Source organism: Pseudomonas baetica (genome assembly GCF_019733355.1).
GTDB classification, from domain to species: Bacteria; Pseudomonadota; Gammaproteobacteria; order Pseudomonadales; family Pseudomonadaceae; genus Aquipseudomonas; species Aquipseudomonas baetica_A.
The window spans coordinates 233359-249085 of sequence record NZ_JAIHLQ010000003.1 but is presented as its reverse complement, the minus strand read 5'-3'; the positions used below and the strand labels follow the sequence as shown (position 1 = coordinate 249085).

The 15727-nt window shown below is 60.0% G+C and carries 19 protein-coding genes and 1 pseudogene; 4 read left to right on the top strand and 16 right to left on the bottom strand.

Annotated elements, in window-relative coordinates:
- The first annotated feature begins 47 nt into the window (after window positions 1–47).
- Window positions 48–677 carry an aspartyl/asparaginyl beta-hydroxylase domain-containing protein gene (locus K5E40_RS04585; protein ID WP_221729831.1) on the top strand — a complete coding sequence of 210 codons (630 nt, stop codon included), beginning with the start codon at window positions 48–50 and terminating at the stop codon, window positions 675–677.
- A gap of 144 nt (window positions 678–821) precedes the next feature.
- Here the strand turns inward: K5E40_RS04585 and K5E40_RS04580 are convergent, their stop codons facing one another.
- The 16 genes and pseudogenes from K5E40_RS04580 to K5E40_RS04510 form a co-directional block, all read right to left on the bottom strand.
- Window positions 822–1220, bottom strand: coding sequence for a type III secretion system chaperone (locus K5E40_RS04580; protein ID WP_221729830.1), 399 nt, complete (start codon window positions 1218–1220; stop codon window positions 822–824).
- Between the two features lie 97 nt (window positions 1221–1317).
- Complete coding sequence (locus K5E40_RS04575; protein WP_221729829.1) at window positions 1318–1668, bottom strand: negative regulator of hrp expression HrpV; 351 nt, start codon at window positions 1666–1668, stop codon at window positions 1318–1320.
- On the bottom strand, window positions 1661–1855 hold the full coding sequence (locus K5E40_RS04570; RefSeq protein WP_221729828.1) for a hypothetical protein: 195 nt from the start codon (window positions 1853–1855) through the stop codon (window positions 1661–1663). Before K5E40_RS04570 ends, K5E40_RS04575 begins: the two co-directional genes overlap by 8 nt.
- A 111-nt stretch (window positions 1856–1966) precedes the next feature.
- The gene (gene sctC / locus K5E40_RS04565; protein ID WP_221729827.1) at window positions 1967–3973 is read right to left on the bottom strand and encodes a type III secretion system outer membrane ring subunit SctC; all 2007 of its coding nucleotides are present in this window, start codon (window positions 3971–3973) and stop codon (window positions 1967–1969) included.
- Complete coding sequence (locus tag K5E40_RS04560; RefSeq protein WP_221729826.1) at window positions 3966–4376, bottom strand: CesT family type III secretion system chaperone; 411 nt, start codon at window positions 4374–4376, stop codon at window positions 3966–3968. The genes sctC and K5E40_RS04560 overlap by 8 nt, the downstream gene beginning before the upstream one ends.
- Complete coding sequence (locus tag K5E40_RS04555; protein ID WP_003225084.1) at window positions 4363–4584, bottom strand: HPr kinase; 222 nt, start codon at window positions 4582–4584, stop codon at window positions 4363–4365. The genes K5E40_RS04560 and K5E40_RS04555 overlap by 14 nt, the downstream gene beginning before the upstream one ends.
- A gap of 72 nt (window positions 4585–4656) precedes the next feature.
- Window positions 4657–5253 carry a type III secretion system stator protein SctL gene (sctL, locus tag K5E40_RS04550; RefSeq protein WP_221729825.1) on the bottom strand — a complete coding sequence of 199 codons (597 nt, stop codon included), beginning with the start codon at window positions 5251–5253 and terminating at the stop codon, window positions 4657–4659.
- Window positions 5222–5851, bottom strand: coding sequence for a hypothetical protein (locus K5E40_RS04545; protein ID WP_221729824.1), 630 nt, complete (start codon window positions 5849–5851; stop codon window positions 5222–5224). Before K5E40_RS04545 ends, sctL begins: the two co-directional genes overlap by 32 nt.
- Entirely contained in the window at window positions 5851–6642 is a 792-nt protein-coding gene (sctJ, locus tag K5E40_RS04540; protein WP_221729823.1) for a type III secretion system inner membrane ring lipoprotein SctJ, read from the bottom strand. The genes K5E40_RS04545 and sctJ overlap by 1 nt, the downstream gene beginning before the upstream one ends.
- Window positions 6643–6651: 9 nt before the next feature.
- Window positions 6652–7008: a type III secretion system inner rod subunit SctI gene (gene sctI, locus K5E40_RS04535; protein WP_221729822.1), complete on the bottom strand. Its 357-nt coding sequence runs from the start codon at window positions 7006–7008 to the stop codon at window positions 6652–6654.
- Window positions 7009–7040: 32 nt separating this feature from the next.
- Window positions 7041–7520, bottom strand: a pseudogene (locus K5E40_RS34905) (DNA-binding protein); the annotation flags it as partial.
- Entirely contained in the window at window positions 7519–7896 is a 378-nt protein-coding gene (locus tag K5E40_RS34900; protein ID WP_260455522.1) for a harpin HrpZ family protein, read from the bottom strand. The pseudogene K5E40_RS34905 and the gene K5E40_RS34900, both read right to left, overlap by 2 nt.
- A 134-nt stretch (window positions 7897–8030) precedes the next feature.
- The gene (locus K5E40_RS04525) at window positions 8031–8237 is read right to left on the bottom strand and encodes a hypothetical protein (RefSeq protein WP_045493062.1); all 207 of its coding nucleotides are present in this window, start codon (window positions 8235–8237) and stop codon (window positions 8031–8033) included.
- A gap of 117 nt (window positions 8238–8354) precedes the next feature.
- Window positions 8355–9296 (bottom strand): sigma 54-interacting transcriptional regulator, encoded by a 942-nt coding sequence (locus K5E40_RS04520; protein WP_221729821.1) that lies wholly within the window; start codon window positions 9294–9296, stop codon window positions 8355–8357.
- Between the two features lie 446 nt (window positions 9297–9742).
- The gene (locus K5E40_RS04515) at window positions 9743–11086 is read right to left on the bottom strand and encodes a HAMP domain-containing sensor histidine kinase (RefSeq protein WP_221729820.1); all 1344 of its coding nucleotides are present in this window, start codon (window positions 11084–11086) and stop codon (window positions 9743–9745) included.
- The gene (locus K5E40_RS04510) at window positions 11083–11742 is read right to left on the bottom strand and encodes a response regulator transcription factor (protein ID WP_221729819.1); all 660 of its coding nucleotides are present in this window, start codon (window positions 11740–11742) and stop codon (window positions 11083–11085) included. Before K5E40_RS04510 ends, K5E40_RS04515 begins: the two co-directional genes overlap by 4 nt.
- Window positions 11743–11958: 216 nt before the next feature.
- Between K5E40_RS04510 and K5E40_RS04505 the strand changes: the two genes are divergently transcribed.
- The 3 genes from K5E40_RS04505 to K5E40_RS04495 are packed head-to-tail and all read left to right on the top strand — an operon-like array spanning window position 11959 to window position 15595.
- Window positions 11959–12429 (top strand): DUF2271 domain-containing protein, encoded by a 471-nt coding sequence (locus K5E40_RS04505; RefSeq protein ID WP_221729818.1) that lies wholly within the window; start codon window positions 11959–11961, stop codon window positions 12427–12429.
- Between the two features lie 24 nt (window positions 12430–12453).
- Window positions 12454–14634 carry a PepSY domain-containing protein gene (locus tag K5E40_RS04500; RefSeq protein ID WP_221729817.1) on the top strand — a complete coding sequence of 727 codons (2181 nt, stop codon included), beginning with the start codon at window positions 12454–12456 and terminating at the stop codon, window positions 14632–14634.
- Window positions 14624–15595, top strand: a complete 972-nt coding sequence (locus tag K5E40_RS04495; protein WP_221729860.1) for an FAD:protein FMN transferase — start codon at window positions 14624–14626, stop codon at window positions 15593–15595. Before K5E40_RS04500 ends, K5E40_RS04495 begins: the two co-directional genes overlap by 11 nt.
- Window positions 15596–15727: the final 132 nt, after the last annotated feature.

Below are 15727 nucleotides of genomic sequence, written 5' to 3'. Positions count from 1 at the left end.
CGCTTTTTCGCCCTCGTGGCCAGGTTTCAAGCTTTCAAGGAGGCTCCATGCGCCCTGCGTTTTATCCCCTCAACGAATTTCCACGGCTGGCCGAACTGGCCGCCCAATGGCCGCTGATGCATCAGGAACTGTTGGCGTTACAGGCGCCGGTGCTCGACATCGATCGTACTGACAAACCCCATGAGCAGATTCATCACGAGGTCACGGCGCACCTGCAACAAGGCGGCCGATATGGGTGGCTCAAAGGCTGGGGCGAAGCCGGTGGTAACCGCGACTGGGTGCAATACCCGCTGGTGTTTCGCGATCAGGCATTGGCACCGGCCCGCGCCGCACTGCCTCAGACCCTTGCACTGCTTGACGCCGTGCGCGGGCTCAAGGTCGCCGCCCTCGCACGGCTCGCCCCCCACGCCTGGCTGAGCACCCACCGCCACCCGGAGGTCGGTGAGGAAGGCTTGCTGCAAATGCACCTGACACTCGAGGCCGCATGCGAGCGCAATTACGCTTACTTGAACGTTTCCGGCGAATTTCATCAGCACCATTGCGGCGCCGCCGCGATCTTCGACGGCTCGCAGGACCATTTCGTGGTCAATGCCAGCGATGCACCTCGATCCATTCTTTACCTGGAGTTCCAGCAAGCCAGACTGCACCGGGTACCTGCCAACCCAGCGAACGCCTGACGGGGGGCGACCCCATAAAGAACGGGCGCCTGTCAGCAGGCGCCCGTTTTTTTACCGCGTGTGGTGCTGCGTCCCTTAATTCGCGCGCTTCCAGCAAACGCTCGGTGCCTGTGTGGCCGTCGTTGAACGTCGGTTCCTTCAGGGTCAATTGATCATGCGTGCCAGGCTCAGGCGTGTTTCGCGGGCCTGGGCGATGAAGCCGTGCACCAGACTGCAAAAACTGTCTTCATCGAGGCGCTGTAATTCGCACGTAGTGCAGAGCCGTACATCGCCCTGATCCAGCGCCAGCCAGCAGCCGCGCAAGGTCGCGACGTCGAAGTTCAGGGTGAGTAACCGTTGCAGTGCGTCGACGCCCGGTTGAACGGCGCCCAGACGACAATGAAAAACCACGGTGTCGCTGTGTTCCGGCAATTCGATGACAGCGGCCTGAACACCGTCACTGTCATATAACGCGCAAACACCGCGTTGGAAGGTAAGAGGCGTGCCCAATTGGCTGGCCAGTTGGGCAATTAGTCGCTGGATGATGGACTCGGGGGTCGCCATTGTTTTTCCTCAAGTTTATTTCGTCGGCCGCTGCCGACACGCAACATGAGTGGAAAAACAAGGACGAAGAGTTCCAACGTGAATAGAAATACCGGGGTCAGTGCTTCAAACCGGCCAATGACAAGAGTTGGCAAAGTAACGTCTGTAGTTGCTCTCCCTGATATTCAATGTTGAGTTCATGCCAAACCACGAAAGTGTGTTGGCTATCCAGGCAAATGTAGTAACCGTCGTAGGATTCAACATTTTCGAAACGGCGTTTAAGCGCTTCCGAAAACAGATCGGGACGTTGCGCTTGCCGCTGAATATTCAACGCCAAGCCCCAGCCCAGGCTCTCCTTGCGGCAAACGAACTCGATGCCCGGCGCCCATTGCCACGCGCTGGCCTGCTTTTCGCCGATACGCATCAGGAAATCCTGCTGGTCACTACTTTGAAGAATCGTTTCAGTCATGCAGAGACACCGTACTGTATTCACCACCGCCATCGCGCAGTGTGGGCGACCACCAGACATTCAACTCGCCATTATTGACGTCAAGTTGCTGACAATCACCTGAGCCACATGCAGTCTCAGGTATTAAAGTACAAGCGCTCAACAAAAGCAGACCCGCTGTCACAATACCGGCCTGATACAACTTCATCTCGTCACCTTCCTTGTAGGACTTTTGATCATTGCGCCTGGCCGTGCGAGTCAGGCAGTCGGACACTTGAATGATAAGAGTCGCGTTATTGAGTTATTTTTATAACCCCCGTTACTGTAGGGGCAACATCGATATCCGTGCCGGTGTTGCCGCCGACGTAGAGGTTGCTATCGGTCGCAAAGCCACGAAAACCTCAGTTGATTCACCAGGTTGCAAGAGGTACTGGGGTGCAACTGTTACGGCCAATGTCTGTGATCCTGAACAGGACGCCGGGTCGAACTGCTGGGGTTTGGCACTGGTGTTTTTCACCACGCCCACCGCCACGCGAAAATCTGTTGCGCTGAACCACTGCATCCGCTGACGATCCAGCGTGAAACCGTGGCTCACTTTACACAGATCGCCCAAGGCCACACCAGATGATGACTGTTTGATATCACTGGGAATGCCGCCCTTCACCAACCCGGCAAACGTCGAGGCGATCGTGGCACGCAGAACCGAGGCTTTGCCGGGTTCACGTCCGGAGGCCAGCGCCCGATCCAGTTGCCCGCGATTTTCGCTGGCAACGTAGCGTGCCGGGTCAATCTGATCACCTATCAGGCGCGGCGTCAGAATAAACAAACGTTCGCGCCGGGACATCTGGCGTTTGTTGGAAGAAAACAGCGGCCCGATCAACGGGATCTGCCCGAGCACCGGAACCTGTTGCTGCTGGTCGCCACGCTCGTCCACATGGAAACCGCCGATCACCAGCGAACGGTTCTCGGCGATCACGGCCTGCGTGCTCACGGTGCCGCGCTTGACGGTCGGCGTCTGCTGATCACGCAGCTGTTCCAGTTGGCCGTCTTCGATATCCACGATCAACTGGAAACGATTGCCCCCGACACCCGCAATGGTGCGCGGAATCACTTGCAGGCTGGTGCCAGCGGTCACAGGTTGAATGGTCGCCACCCGCTCGCCGGTGGCGGTGATGTACTGGGTACGGCTGAAGTCGATGACCGCTGGCTGATTTTCCAGGGTGAGCACCGAGGGGCGGGCGATCACCGAAGCCACGCCCTGCCCCTCCAACGCCTGGATCTCGGCGAAGAACCGATCAAAGTCGCGGATGAACAACGTCGAAGAACCGCTGCCGAGCAGCGAACTGCCGGCCGTCACGCTGCCCGCCCGCACCGACCAGCGTGATTCCAGGTTGCTCAACTGATTACGGTCGATATCGAGGATGATGGCGTCGATCTCAACCAGCTTGCTCGGCAGATCCAATTGCTCCACCAATTGTTGGTATTGCGCGCGTTTGTCCGGGTTGTCATAGATCAGCACAGCGTTGTTGCGCACATCGGCTGCCACACGGCGCTGCCCGCCCGTACCGGTTCTGGCCTCGCTGCGGCCGCTGACCCGCTCAGTGGCCAGACGCAGGATTTTGCCCCGCGCGCTGTCGGCCATGCTTTGCAAGGCGTTGATGTTGGCTTTGGGATCGAGGGCTGAAGGTGGCGTGGAGCGCTGGTTCTCCAGCAGTCCCTCAAGAATGGCGGCCACCCCGGGGATGGTCACGGTTTGTTCTCGATACTGAATCTGCCGGTCGGCCACCGCCGCGTAGCGCAGGGCAAACATCATCACCTGCTGCTTTTCGTCAGGCTTGACCTTTTCTTTGCTGAAGCTGCGGATCAGTTCAACGTAGCGCTGGGGCCCGCTGACCAAGACCACGCCTTCATCGGGCAACTCCCCCCAACCGAAGCGCTTGTCCAGCAGGCCGATATCGGTCAGTGCCTGTTTGAGATCCGGCGCGGCGTCAGCAGACACCTCCAGCCGCTGCGCGACCTGCGCCGATTGCGGGCTGACATACAGCTTGCCGTTGTAAACGAACCACTGGAACTGATGCTCCAGCGCCAGTCGATCAAGAAACTCCACGGCGTTGCTGGCCCGCAGTTTGACGTCAAGCATGCCACTGACGCCGTTCATGCTCAGGCCCACACCAAAGGCATTGGCGAAATCGCGCAGCACGGTATCCAGCGAGGTTTGCGTGGCTTCATAGGCGTAGGCCGATTGGCCCCAGTCTTGCGGGACGGCGGCCACCGCGGGCAGCGCCAGTGCCCAACACAAGAACAGCCCACACAAGTGCTTAAACATAACGGTGTCCCAAGGCGAGAGAACGGTTTCGCGCGCGGGCGGGTGCAGGGCTGACGGCCAGCATCACCTCCCAGACCTCGCGCTGATTGGCCAGCGCTTCGAGGGCGGCGATGATCGGTGTCACGCCCTCAAACGGCAGATAACGCATCAGGCACAGTCGACGCTCCTGCGGGTCCAGCGCCAAGGCCGCACTGAAGCGCCCAAGACTCGGCCCGGCCAAGCGCATTGCCGCCTCAAGTCCGGCGTCGCCGCCGCGCCAGACAACGCTCAAGCCAACGCGACACAACACCCCGGCCGGGCGCCGCTGCAAACGCACCGGTTGCTCATCGATATGCAGCGTCAACTCGCCCTCGCCGCTGTCCAGCCAACGTTGCAGGGTGCCCGTCAGCTCAGCGGATTTCATTGATGATTGCCTTGGCCAGGTTGTGTTTGACGACAATTTCCTGATTGGCTGCCCAACTGGCAGTAGAAGACTGGCGGATCGCCGAGTTGAAGGCGTGCCAGTCATCGGGGGAAAAGGCATCCAGCGACAAGGCCGCAGAATCCAGATCCTTTTGCGTGTGTTCAAAGGTGTTGTCGAGGCGGCGGCGCAGTGCATCAGAAGACAGCATGGTGAGACTCCAGATCCGAGAACTGCCCACTGAGTGGCCGCTTACCGGAGTTGGTTCCCTGTCACGCGGTGATCATTGCTGCGGGGTGGTCGGCAATGGCCACACATGGCTGACCAACGCGTTCCAGGACAGGCTGAAGTCTCCCAGAGTGGTGCGCAGGCACAGGCTGTCACGCGGCAGTTGCGCATCGGCGCGCACGCTCCAGACGGCCTGTGCGGATTGCACTTGGCGGTCGACCTCTGCCAGATCCTGCGGATGACAATGCAGTGTCCCGACGTCCTCCCGGGGATGGGCTGCCGCGATCTGACGCAGTAACGCCGCGATTCGTTCCTGTGGCTCCAGCTCGCCCAGCAGGCACTCAAGCGTGCGGGTCACCAGGGTTTGGGCATTGCCGGTGATCTGCTCCCACATTTGCTCGCGCTGTGCTTGCCATTCGCTGAACAAGGCATCGGCTTGGCGCCAGATCTGTGCACCGGCCTGCGCGCGAGCCTCTTGGGCAAGTTGCTCTGCCTGGCTTCGGGCCTCGGCCAGTATCTGCTCGGCTTCGCTGCGGGCGGCCTCAAGCAGTTGACCCGCCATCAGGCTCTGTTCGAGGGTTTCACGACGCAACACCGGGCCATCGGGCAACGCCCGGGAATCACTGAGGGTCAGGCTGCGGCGGGTCAACATGCGGCGTTCCTTGTTCATTCTGGAAAGTGAGGGCGTACCAGCCGACGGCTTGCCACAGACTGGTCAGGCGCTGGGGTGGCAATGGCGCAAAACAGTGAGCCTCAGCCGCCGCCACCCGTGAGCGATCAAATATCAGGCGCAGACGTCGCCACACCGCTTCGCCGACCCATGCCCGCAACAGTCTCAGCCCGCGAATTTCAGGACTGTCGGCACTCCACGACGGCGGCAACCAGTGACCGGGTTGCAGCGCTTTACCCAAACGGCGACACCAGACCAGCTCGGCGCGGCTCAATCCGCCCACCTCAGCCGACTGACTGCCGGCGCAGACCACCACCACCAGGTTAAGCACTCGCAACCATTGCGTGCAATCAAGCGAGAGCAACGGTAATAAAACCGGATTGGGGGACGGCGGCCATTCGTTGCTCATGCCCAGGTGTGCATCCAGCCAAGGCCCTGAGTGGCTGCGCAAAAACGCCAGGCGGCGGGGCTCAATGCCCTGCTCGCCCAGCACCCAACCGCTCTCGGCTCGCCGTGCGCCTTGCACCCACCAACGGACCCAGGCCAGCGCTTGCTCTGGTGATACCTGCGGCGAATTCATCACGAATCGGTTGGCGCCGTTCTGGCGCCACCCAGCACTTTGGCAAGCCGCTGACGCCATCGCGGGTTAAGGACCAGCAGGCCTCCCAGCAGCAACACCCCCGCCACGGCACATAACCCGAGCAACCATTGCCAGAACTGCCAGCGCTCGCGAGTCATTTGCACCGGGCCAAAACTGACTTTTTGCACGGTCTCGTGATAGCTCTGAGCAGGGACGAAGACCACCGCAAGTTTTTTGTCATCGGCGCCACTGATTCCCGGGATGCTGCTGGCGACCATGCGCCGGATTCGCGGCAATAGGCTGTCCGGATCAAACTCCGGGCGATGCTTGATGAACACCGCCGCAGACGCCGGTTGAACCGGTTCACCCGGGGCAACCCGCTCAGGCAGCACCACATGCACCCGCGCCACCACCACGCCGTCGATCTGGGACAGGGTTTGCTCAAGCTCTTGGGACAAGGCATAGAGATAACGCGCCCGCTCCTCAAGAGGCGAGGAAATCACCCCTTCCTTGCGAAAGACTTCGCCTAGGCTGGAGCGTGAGCGGCGCGGCAGACCAACCGCCTCCAGTGCCCTGACCGCTCGGGAAATATCGCGAGTCGCCACGAGCACCGCAACACCGTTTTTGTCCAGGCGCTTCTGCGCGTCGATGTGCTTGCTTGCCAGTTCTGCCAATACTTCGTTGGCGTCCTGTTCGGACAACTCGCGGTGCAGTTCCATGCGCTCGCCACAGCCGTTCAGCAACAGGATCATCAGGGCCGGCACGAGCAGCCTGAGTACCTTGGAATGCATGGTCTGGCCTTATTGAAGACTGGTGAGTTTTTCCACACTCTGGGCGGCCTTGCTCACCAGTTTGGCGCTGAGCAAGCTTTCCAGATAAAACGAGGACAGCGACCGGTTGGCCTGCAATGCCTGTTGCGGATCGGTTGAGCGTGACGCTCGCTGCAAGTCGCGGTCGGCCTTTTCGGCGTCCTTTTGCAAAGCTGTGGAGGCCCGGGCGATCGCCGAATCAGGCGCATCCTCGCGCGGCGCACGGGTCGCCGCCTGCTGCATCTGCGCATTGAACCAGGCAATGTCCGCCTCGGCAGGCGGCCTGAGCGGCAGCCCTTCAGCAACGGATAGACCCGAGTGGTTAGCTGTTACCCCTGTAATCGCCATTCATGCTCTCCTGCCAGGACGAAGGTTTACGCTCAGCCGCGATAGCTGGTGGTGCTTTGCTGCACCAACACTGAAAGCACGTTGCCGGCCGCAATGCTGGCGTCGGTTTTCAACGTGTTACCGGCGCCGCCATTGAGGAAGTTCTGCTCGGCGTTGGGAAACAGTCCCCCCAGCGAGTTGCCCTGGGCACTGCCCTTGACCTCGCCTTGGATCATGTCGATGGCCTTCTGGAACTGTTTGCTTTCACCCTTGGACATGAACAGATCGCCCTCGGACAATTCACCCATCCAGTCCTTGGATTTGCCGTCAGGCTTGCCGAACTCTTCGGGGTGCATGTCCATGAAGCGCGCGACTTCCTTGAGCACGTCCTTGTCATCGTTGGAAAAGGCCATTTCGCCTCGCGCATCGCGCATGGGATCGCCGGTGGGTTTGAGCAGGTTGCCGAGCTTTTCCCCACCGAGGTTGCCGAGCAGCGACGACAGCAAATCCTGGATGCCGCCGCTGCTCTGGTTACCGCCCGTGCTGCCCGCGCCAGGATTCCAGCCGCTGCCAGCACCTGCGCTGGCGTTGCCGCCGCCCTGGGCGCCTCCCCCCCAGAATGTCTTTGATCAACCCTTCCAGGCCTTTGGTGAAAGCTTGTTTTTCATCACTGTTGAGGTAGTTGTCCTCACCCAGTTCATCGCGCCAACTGCGCACCTTGCCGGTGGCATCGTCGGGCTTGCCGAACTGCTCCGGGTTCTTGTCCATGTAGTCGGCGATCATTTCGAGCAGCGGATTTTTCGCATCACGGATGTTCGCGCCGCTACCGTTTTTCTCAAACAGCGCGTCGCCCAGCAATGAGGCGATCTGCCCGGCGGTGCTGTCGGAGTTGCTCTGGAATTCGCTCATGTTGGCCGCGCTGAAACCACCTTGGAATGAGCTGGTCTGCGGCATGCTTATCGAAGAAGAAAACATAGAAGTGCTCCTGCTTGACTGCACAAGTCATGGCCCTCCCGACCGAAGTCGAGAGAGCCCACGACCACTTAGTAGTTGATCGCCTTGCCGGTTTGCTGGGCAGCGTTCTGCGCTTTGGTCGCAGAGTCCTGATAGGCGCTGGCGATACCGTTGACGGTATCGGTCATCATCTTGTTGGACTGAGCCTCGGCGTTCATGGTGGTGGTTGCAGCAGCAGTGGCGTCCATCTTCGTCATGGCAGCCATCGAAGCGCCAAGGGATGCGGTACCGGCCATAGTGTTACTCCTGATAATCGAAGGTTGTTTGAACACCCCAATGGTGTTCGAACAATGAGTGGGCGATTTTCGGAAGCGGTTCCACGATGGCAGTGAATCTTCGCTCGGCAGCCCTGATCAGAGCTCGGGAGAATCTATGCTCAGGCTTTTCATGCGGTGGTACAGGGTGCGCCGGGGGATACCCAGTTCGCTGATGACCGAGTCGATGCACTTGGCATGGCGCGACAGGCAATCCTGGATCAGGGTTTTTTCGAACAGGCGCAAATAGCTTTTGAGCGGCACGCAGGATGGGCTGTCAGCGCAGGGATCGTCCGTCTGCAGAGGCGGCATCCCGAGCACAAACCGCTCGGCTGCGCATTTGAGCTCGCGGATATTGCCCGGCCAGCGATGGCTGAGCAGGCGCTTGAGCAGATCAGGGTCGGGCTCGGGGATGGGTTGGTGATGGCGCACAGCGGCTTCATTGACGAAGCGCTGAAACAGCGGCTGGATATGTTGCAAGCCCGAGCGCAGGGTCGGTAGCTGAATCTTGATGACGTTGAGACGAAAGAACAGGTCCCGGCGAAACTTGCCCTCCTCCACGAGTTTTTCCAGAGGGGTCTGGGTGGCGACGATCACGCGCAGATCCAGCGGCACGAAGCGTGTCGAGCCGAGGCGTTCGATACCCCGCATTTCCAGCACTCGCAGCAGCTTGGCCTGGAGCAGCAGCGGCATGCTGTCGATTTCATCAAGGTAAAGCGTGCCGTGGTTGGACGCTTCGATGTAACCGGCCCGAGACTTGGAAGCACCGGTGTAGGCGCCGGCCATGACACCGAACAATTCGCTTTCGGCCAGTTGCTCCGGAATCGCTGCGCAATTGAGCGCAATCAACGGCCCTTCGCGGCAGGATAACGCGTGGATTCGACGCGCCAATGTGTCTTTGCCAGTGCCGGTTTCCCCCTCCAGCACCATGTCGACCTTCAATGGCGCGGCCTTTCTGATAAAGGCTTGCAGCGTCCCTACAATGTCGAGAACTTCATGTTCCCACTGTACGGCGTGATTGTTCGAAAAGCCCCCAGTCATCTTGTTCCCTCATGATGATGATCACTTCTGTCGGGATCGAGGAATACAGGACGCCGGTTCTTCCTGAACGCAAAACACGGAAAGGGCTCTCGACGTCGCAAACGCAATGTATGCCTGCCACAACATTCTTTTTTTTCTGGGCGATAGAGATCAACGCGTGCCCGGAGTTCCGTTACCCGGCCGATCCCCCCACTCACCGAATCTGTCCGGCAATGCGGCTTGAACCAAGGAGGCGTATTTGTGCAAATCTGCCGCCAGGCTGTCAATCGACGGGGCGTGCGCTGCCGCGAAGTCTAAACAGACTTCATGAACGCGCAAAATTGAAATTGAGCCGTCCGATCATAGTGAATATCAATCAGCCTAAGTCGGTGATTCTATCTATCACAACCCTGTTTCAAGGGGTATGGCGCGTTTCAGTACGCCGGGCTCAGCATGCGCAAAAAACCTCAGTTTTGGCTAGCCGAGCAAAGCGGTAAACAGATGCACACTTCAAACCCCTCCAGTCGACCTGTTGCAGGTGATGCCAGAACCATGCTCGCATTGACGCCTTGCACAATGGTTTTGGCGATTGCCAATCCCAACCCTGCCCCCCCGGCTTCACGGGTGCCTCGCACAAATCGTTCGGTCAGACGTTGCAAAACCGACTCGGGCACGGCCGGGCCACCGTTGATGACGCGAAGAACGGCCTGATGGGTCAGGCTGACCTGAACCGGTTGATCTGCCGCGCCATACTTGAGCGCGTTCTCGATCAGGTTGCGCAACAGGATGCCGAAAGCGTCCGGATCAATCGACGAATAAACACTGGGCTGTTTGGGCAGTTGCAACTCGATACGTTGCCCGCTGCTGTGATTCCACTCATCGACCACATGAGCCAGCAACGGAATCAGATCCTGCGGGGTTTCGGACAACAGCCCGCCGCCTTCGGCCTTGGCCAGTTGCATGAGCTTTTCGGACAGTCGCGCCAGTTCGCGCAGTGAGTTTTCGATCTTCGCTGCACGCACTTGTAACGGCCCCTCTGGGGCTTCGTGGCGCAAGCGCTGGATCTGCGCCAGCGTCGCGGCCAGCGGTGTGCGCAGTTCATGGGCGCTATTGGCGGTAAAACTGCGCTCGGCCTCCAATGCCTTGCGCAAACGTTCGAGCAGGTGATTGACCGCGTCAGCCAACGGGTCGATTTCAGCCGGTAACCGCGTCACGTTGATCGGTGACAGATCTCCCACACCGCGCGCTTCAACCGCGCGACGATAGGCCAACACGCTGCGCAAGCTGATGCGAACAAACAACCATGTGCCCAATAGACTGATGGGAATCAGCGCCAGTAACGGCAGCAGCAAGGCAAACAAGGCTTCCCTGGCCGCTTCACGGCGATGCCCTAACGGTTCGGCAATGTCTATGAACAACGTCTGGCGCAACGCACTGGCCCCGTACAGACGATATTTTTGGGTGGTGGAAAAGCCTTCAATCGGTTGTGGGTTGAAGATCTTCGGATTGGCATCGTGAGACTGCATCAGAATCTTACCCTTGGCATCGCGCACCACGTACGTCAGGTATTCGTTGTGCATTTTCAGGGTGGCGACATGTTGAGCTTCACGGGGCTCTTCACGATTGCTGATTTCCAGTACCGCCAGGGGCAGGATGCGTTGTGCGGTCTCCTCCAATGCACTGTCGAACGCCTCGTTCAACTCATGCTGCACCACCAGCCAGGCCCCCACTGTCGCGCCCAGCCAGAGTAGCGTCATACCCAGCGTCAATCCCAGGCCAAGGCGTTTTTGCAGGCTTGAGGGCGACTTCATACGGACGCCAACCGGTAACCCATGCCACGCACAGTCTCAATCAGGTCACGGCCCAGTTTTTTACGCAGCCGGCTGATATAGACCTCAATGGTGTTGCTCTCGATTTCGGCGCCAAACGCGTACAGACGCTCCTCCAGTTGCGACTTGGACAGCAGCGCGCTCGGGCGCTGGACAAACGCTTCGAACAGCGCCCACTCACGCGACGTCAGGTCGACGAATACACCGGCGCGCATCACCGTGCGGGCACTCATGTCGACCTGCAAATCGGCGAGTTTGATCTGCGGATTGGGGTTACCGCTGTAACGGCGGGCCACGGCCGCCACGCGGGCCGACAACTCAAACAGGTCGAACGGTTTGACCAGATAGTCGTCGGCCCCGGCATTGAGGCCGGCGATACGATCGGATATCTGATCCTGAGCGGTGAGGATGATCACCGGTGTTGTATCTCCGGCTGAACGCTGCTGACGCAAAAAATCCAGCCCACGACCGTCCGGCAGCATCAAGTCCAGGAGGATCAAATCATAAGGCGTAGAACTCACGCTATTACGTGCATGATCCAGGCGTTGCACCCAATCAACGGCATGGCCGTCATCGGCGATCTGCTCGCGCACGGCCTCTCCCAGCCCGGCTGCGTCCTCGACCAATAAAACCCGCATCTGGCGCCTCCTGTGATGGTTGTTGTGTCGCACCCTAACCGCGATACCTGACGTGAATCTGAAGATTCAGCAGGTTTTCAGTATGGCGCAGACAACGAGTACTACCTGCCCGAACGCGCCGCCGAATAGTCATCGCAGATTTATTTCCGGGCCTTTCAGGTTGCTGTCAGCCAACGGGTACAGGCTCTCGCCACAACGCTCAAACAGGACATCCACATGAAAAAAATCATCGCTGCAGCCTGCCTCATCGGTGCCATTGCTCTGCCGGGGTTGGCCCAGGCGCGCGAAGTGACGCTGACCACTCAGCTCAAAAACTACAGCGGCAACGATGCGTACCTGGCGATTTACGTCACAGATGCCAATGGCCAATACCAAAAAACCCTTTGGGTCGCTGGCAAGAAGGCCAAGTACTACCGCCACTTGACCGACTGGGCCCGTGGCAGCGGCATGCAGCGCAGCGAATTCGACGGCGTCAGCGGCGCCAGTGTCGGCAGCGGCCGCACGCTGAAGGTCAGTGTTGAACTGGCAGATGCCTTGATTGATGCCGGGTATCAGATCCGTATCGACAGTGCCGTTGAGGACAAGCGCGAAGGCCGAGCCGACATCAGTGTGCCGCTGACCTCAAAGGGGTCGGGGCAGCCGGCGACTGGCAGCACCTATGTCGATTCGTTTACTTACGACCTGTAATACCGCCCACTCTGGAGGCCGAACATGCTTCGCCAGTTCCACTCACTGCCCGGTCTGATTGCCGCTCTGCTGGTCATGTTGTTGGCCATCAGCGGCGCCATAATGTCCGTTGATCCTGCGCTGGAACGTCTGCACAACACTTCAACCGCTGCCGGACAGCTCAGCGTCGGCCAGTTGGCCGGGCGTGTCGGCGAGCATTTTCCGGGGGTTGAGCAAATCCAGCGGACGGCGTCCGGGACGGTCATCGTCTATTACCGCCAGGACGGGCGCTCCGGCGCTGAAAAGGTCGATCCACTGACAGGCCAAGGTCTGGCGCCTTACGAGCCGTCCGGCTTCTCGCGCTGGGTCAAAGACCTGCATCGCTCGCTGTTCCTCGGGACACCCGGTCACGGGGTGGCGGGCGTCGGTGCGCTGTTCATGTTGATCCTGTCGGTGTCCGGCGCGTTGTTGCTGGCGCGGCGTCTGGGTGGCTGGCGCAATCTTCTGCGGCCACTGCGCGGCACATTCAGCCAGCGCTGGCACGCCGAAGTCGGGCGCTTGGCGTTGCTCGGGCTGCTGCTGTCGGCCGTGAGCGGGCTATACATGTCCGGCACCACGTTCGGTTTGATCGCCGACGGCACTCAGAACGAGCCAGACTTCCCCTCTCACATCAGCGCCGGCCCGGCCTTGCCTGTGGCCAGCCTGCCAGCCTTGCTGGCCGTCGACCTGAATGACCTGCGCGAACTGGTCTATCCGAGCGCCGACAACCCGCAAGACGTGTTTTCCCTGCGCACCGCTCAGGGCGACGGCTATGTCGATCCGGTCAACGGCGACTTGCTGTCCTATCAAGCTCATGACGCGATGCGTAACCTTTACGAGCTGATTTACCAGTTGCACACCGGCGAAGGCCTCTGGTGGCTGGGCCTGCCGCTTGGCCTCTGCGCCCTGTGCGTGCCGTTGATGAGCGTGACCGGCATCCTGCTCTGGTGGCGCCGGCGCAAGGCTGGCGCGACGATCGACCACAACAGCCCGGCCCACTCCGCCGACAGCGTGATTCTGGTGGGCAGTGAAAACAACAGCACTTGGGGTTTTGCCAAAACCTTGCACGACGCCTTGCACCAGGCAGGCCACCGAGTCCATAGCGCCGCGCTGAATGAATGGAAAGCCGATTACCACGGCGCTCAGCGGATACTCATCCTCACCGCAACCCACGGTGACGGCGACGCTCCGGCCTCGGCGTCACGGTTCCTCACGCGGCTGAGCCAAGTCGGCCTCACGCCTGGCCAGCCTTTTGCGGTACTGGGTTTGGGGGACAGCCAGTTTGCGCAATTCTGTCAGTACGCCCACCAGGTTCAACAAGCGATGGAACAAGCCGGCGGTTCGCCGTTGCTGGGACTGGAAACGGTCAACCGTCAGTCTCCACAGGAATTTGCTCGCTGGGGCGCGGCCCTGGGCGAAGTGCTGGGTCACGAACTGACGCTGGTTCACCGCCCCAACCACCCGCGCACCCAGCAACTGGTCCTGACGGAATGCATCGCCTATGGCGAGCAAGTCAATGCCCCCACTCACGTCCTGCGCTTCAAGGCAGCCGGCGCACTGCCGAGCTTTCAGGCCGGCGATCTGGTCGCCATTGTCCCGCCGGGCAGCCCGGTTCCGCGTTTTTATTCGCTGGCCAGCAGCGCAGAAGACGGCGTTCTGGAAATCTGTGTACGCAAACATGAAGGCGGCGTCTGCTCACAATTCCTGCATGGTTTGAACATCGGCGCGACGATCGAGGCGTTTATCCAGCCCAACCCGCAATTTCGTCCGGCATCCGGAACCCACCCGGTCATTCTGATCGGCGCCGGTACTGGCATTGGCCCACTGGCCGGTTTTATCCGCAACAACAAGGCGCGGCACCCGATGCACTTGTATTGGGGCGGACGCAACCCCGCTTCCGACTTCCTCTACGAACCGGAGCTCAACCGTTATCTGGCAGACCGGCGCCTCACCGCCCTGCGCGCCGTTTTTTCCCAGGTTCAGGATCGTAGTTACGTGCAAGACCGGTTAATCAGCGACGCGCTCGCGTTGCGCCGCTTGATTGAAAAAGGCGCACAAGTGCTGGTGTGTGGCAGCCGAGAAATGGCCAAAGGGGTGATGCAGGCGCTGGATGAAGTCTTGGCGCCACTCAACCTCAGCGTGATCACACTCAAGGCACAAGGACGCTACCGTGAAGATGTCTACTGATGCGCAACGCTACCGTTTGAACGGCGAGACCATGGGCACCCGTTACACGGCCCTGTTCTATGCCGAGCCCGGGATCGATAGCGACAAGATCGGTCTGGGCCTCGCCCACGCGGTGCATCAGGTCGATCAGCAAATGTCGACCTGGAAGGCCGATTCCGATCTAAATCGCCTCAATGCCGCTCCCGAGCAGCAATGGCTATCGGTGCCCCAAGAGCTGACCACGGTGTTGGCCGCCGCGCTGCGGGTCAGTCAACAGTCCAATGGCGCCTTCGATATCGCCGTAGGTGATCTGGTGCAGGCCTGGGGATTCGGCCCCGACGAACCCTCGATCACCGAACAGATGCTCGGGACCGACTCGCCGAAACCTCGAATGTCCGCCAGCAAAGCGCTAGAGGTTGACCCGCAACGCAATCAAGTACGCAAACGTGCGCCGCTGAATCTTGATTTGAACGGCATCGCCAAAGGCTTCGGGGTCGATGAATTGGCTCGTTGCCTGGAGGGCTTCGGCATCACCTGCTATCTGGTCGGCATCGACGGCGAAATGCGCGCCCGGGGCGTCAAACCTGATGCTCAACCCTGGGTCGTAGCCATCGAGAAACCCTGTCGCGGTGTGCGCGAAGTCATGGGGGTGATGGAACTCAGCGACTGTGCCATCGCCACGTCCGGTGACTATCGACACTGGGTCGACGTAAGGGGTCAATCCTACGCACACACCATGAACCCGGCGACCGACGCCCCCTTGGCCAACTCGCTCGCGTCCGTCACTGTGACAGCATCATCGTGCATGCTTGCCGACGCCTGGGCGACGGCACTGATGGTTCTGGGCGAAATCGAAGGTCCACGCTTGGCACAGGCCCGCGGCATGGACGCTTTGTTCGTTCTGCGCGACCGCGACCAATTCAAAGAAATATCCATTGTCAGCGGCCAACTTCAGGCGCAGGTACAGCCTCTTGCGAGGTGAACGGCGCAACGACAGTTGAAGCCTGTTGGCTCATTAAGTGCGCTCTTTCGCTTGTGCGTCGTTTTAACCGTTCTGTGCGACAGATCCCGTTTCAGGACTCCCGTGCCTGTCCGCTGCAGTGTTAGTTTGTAA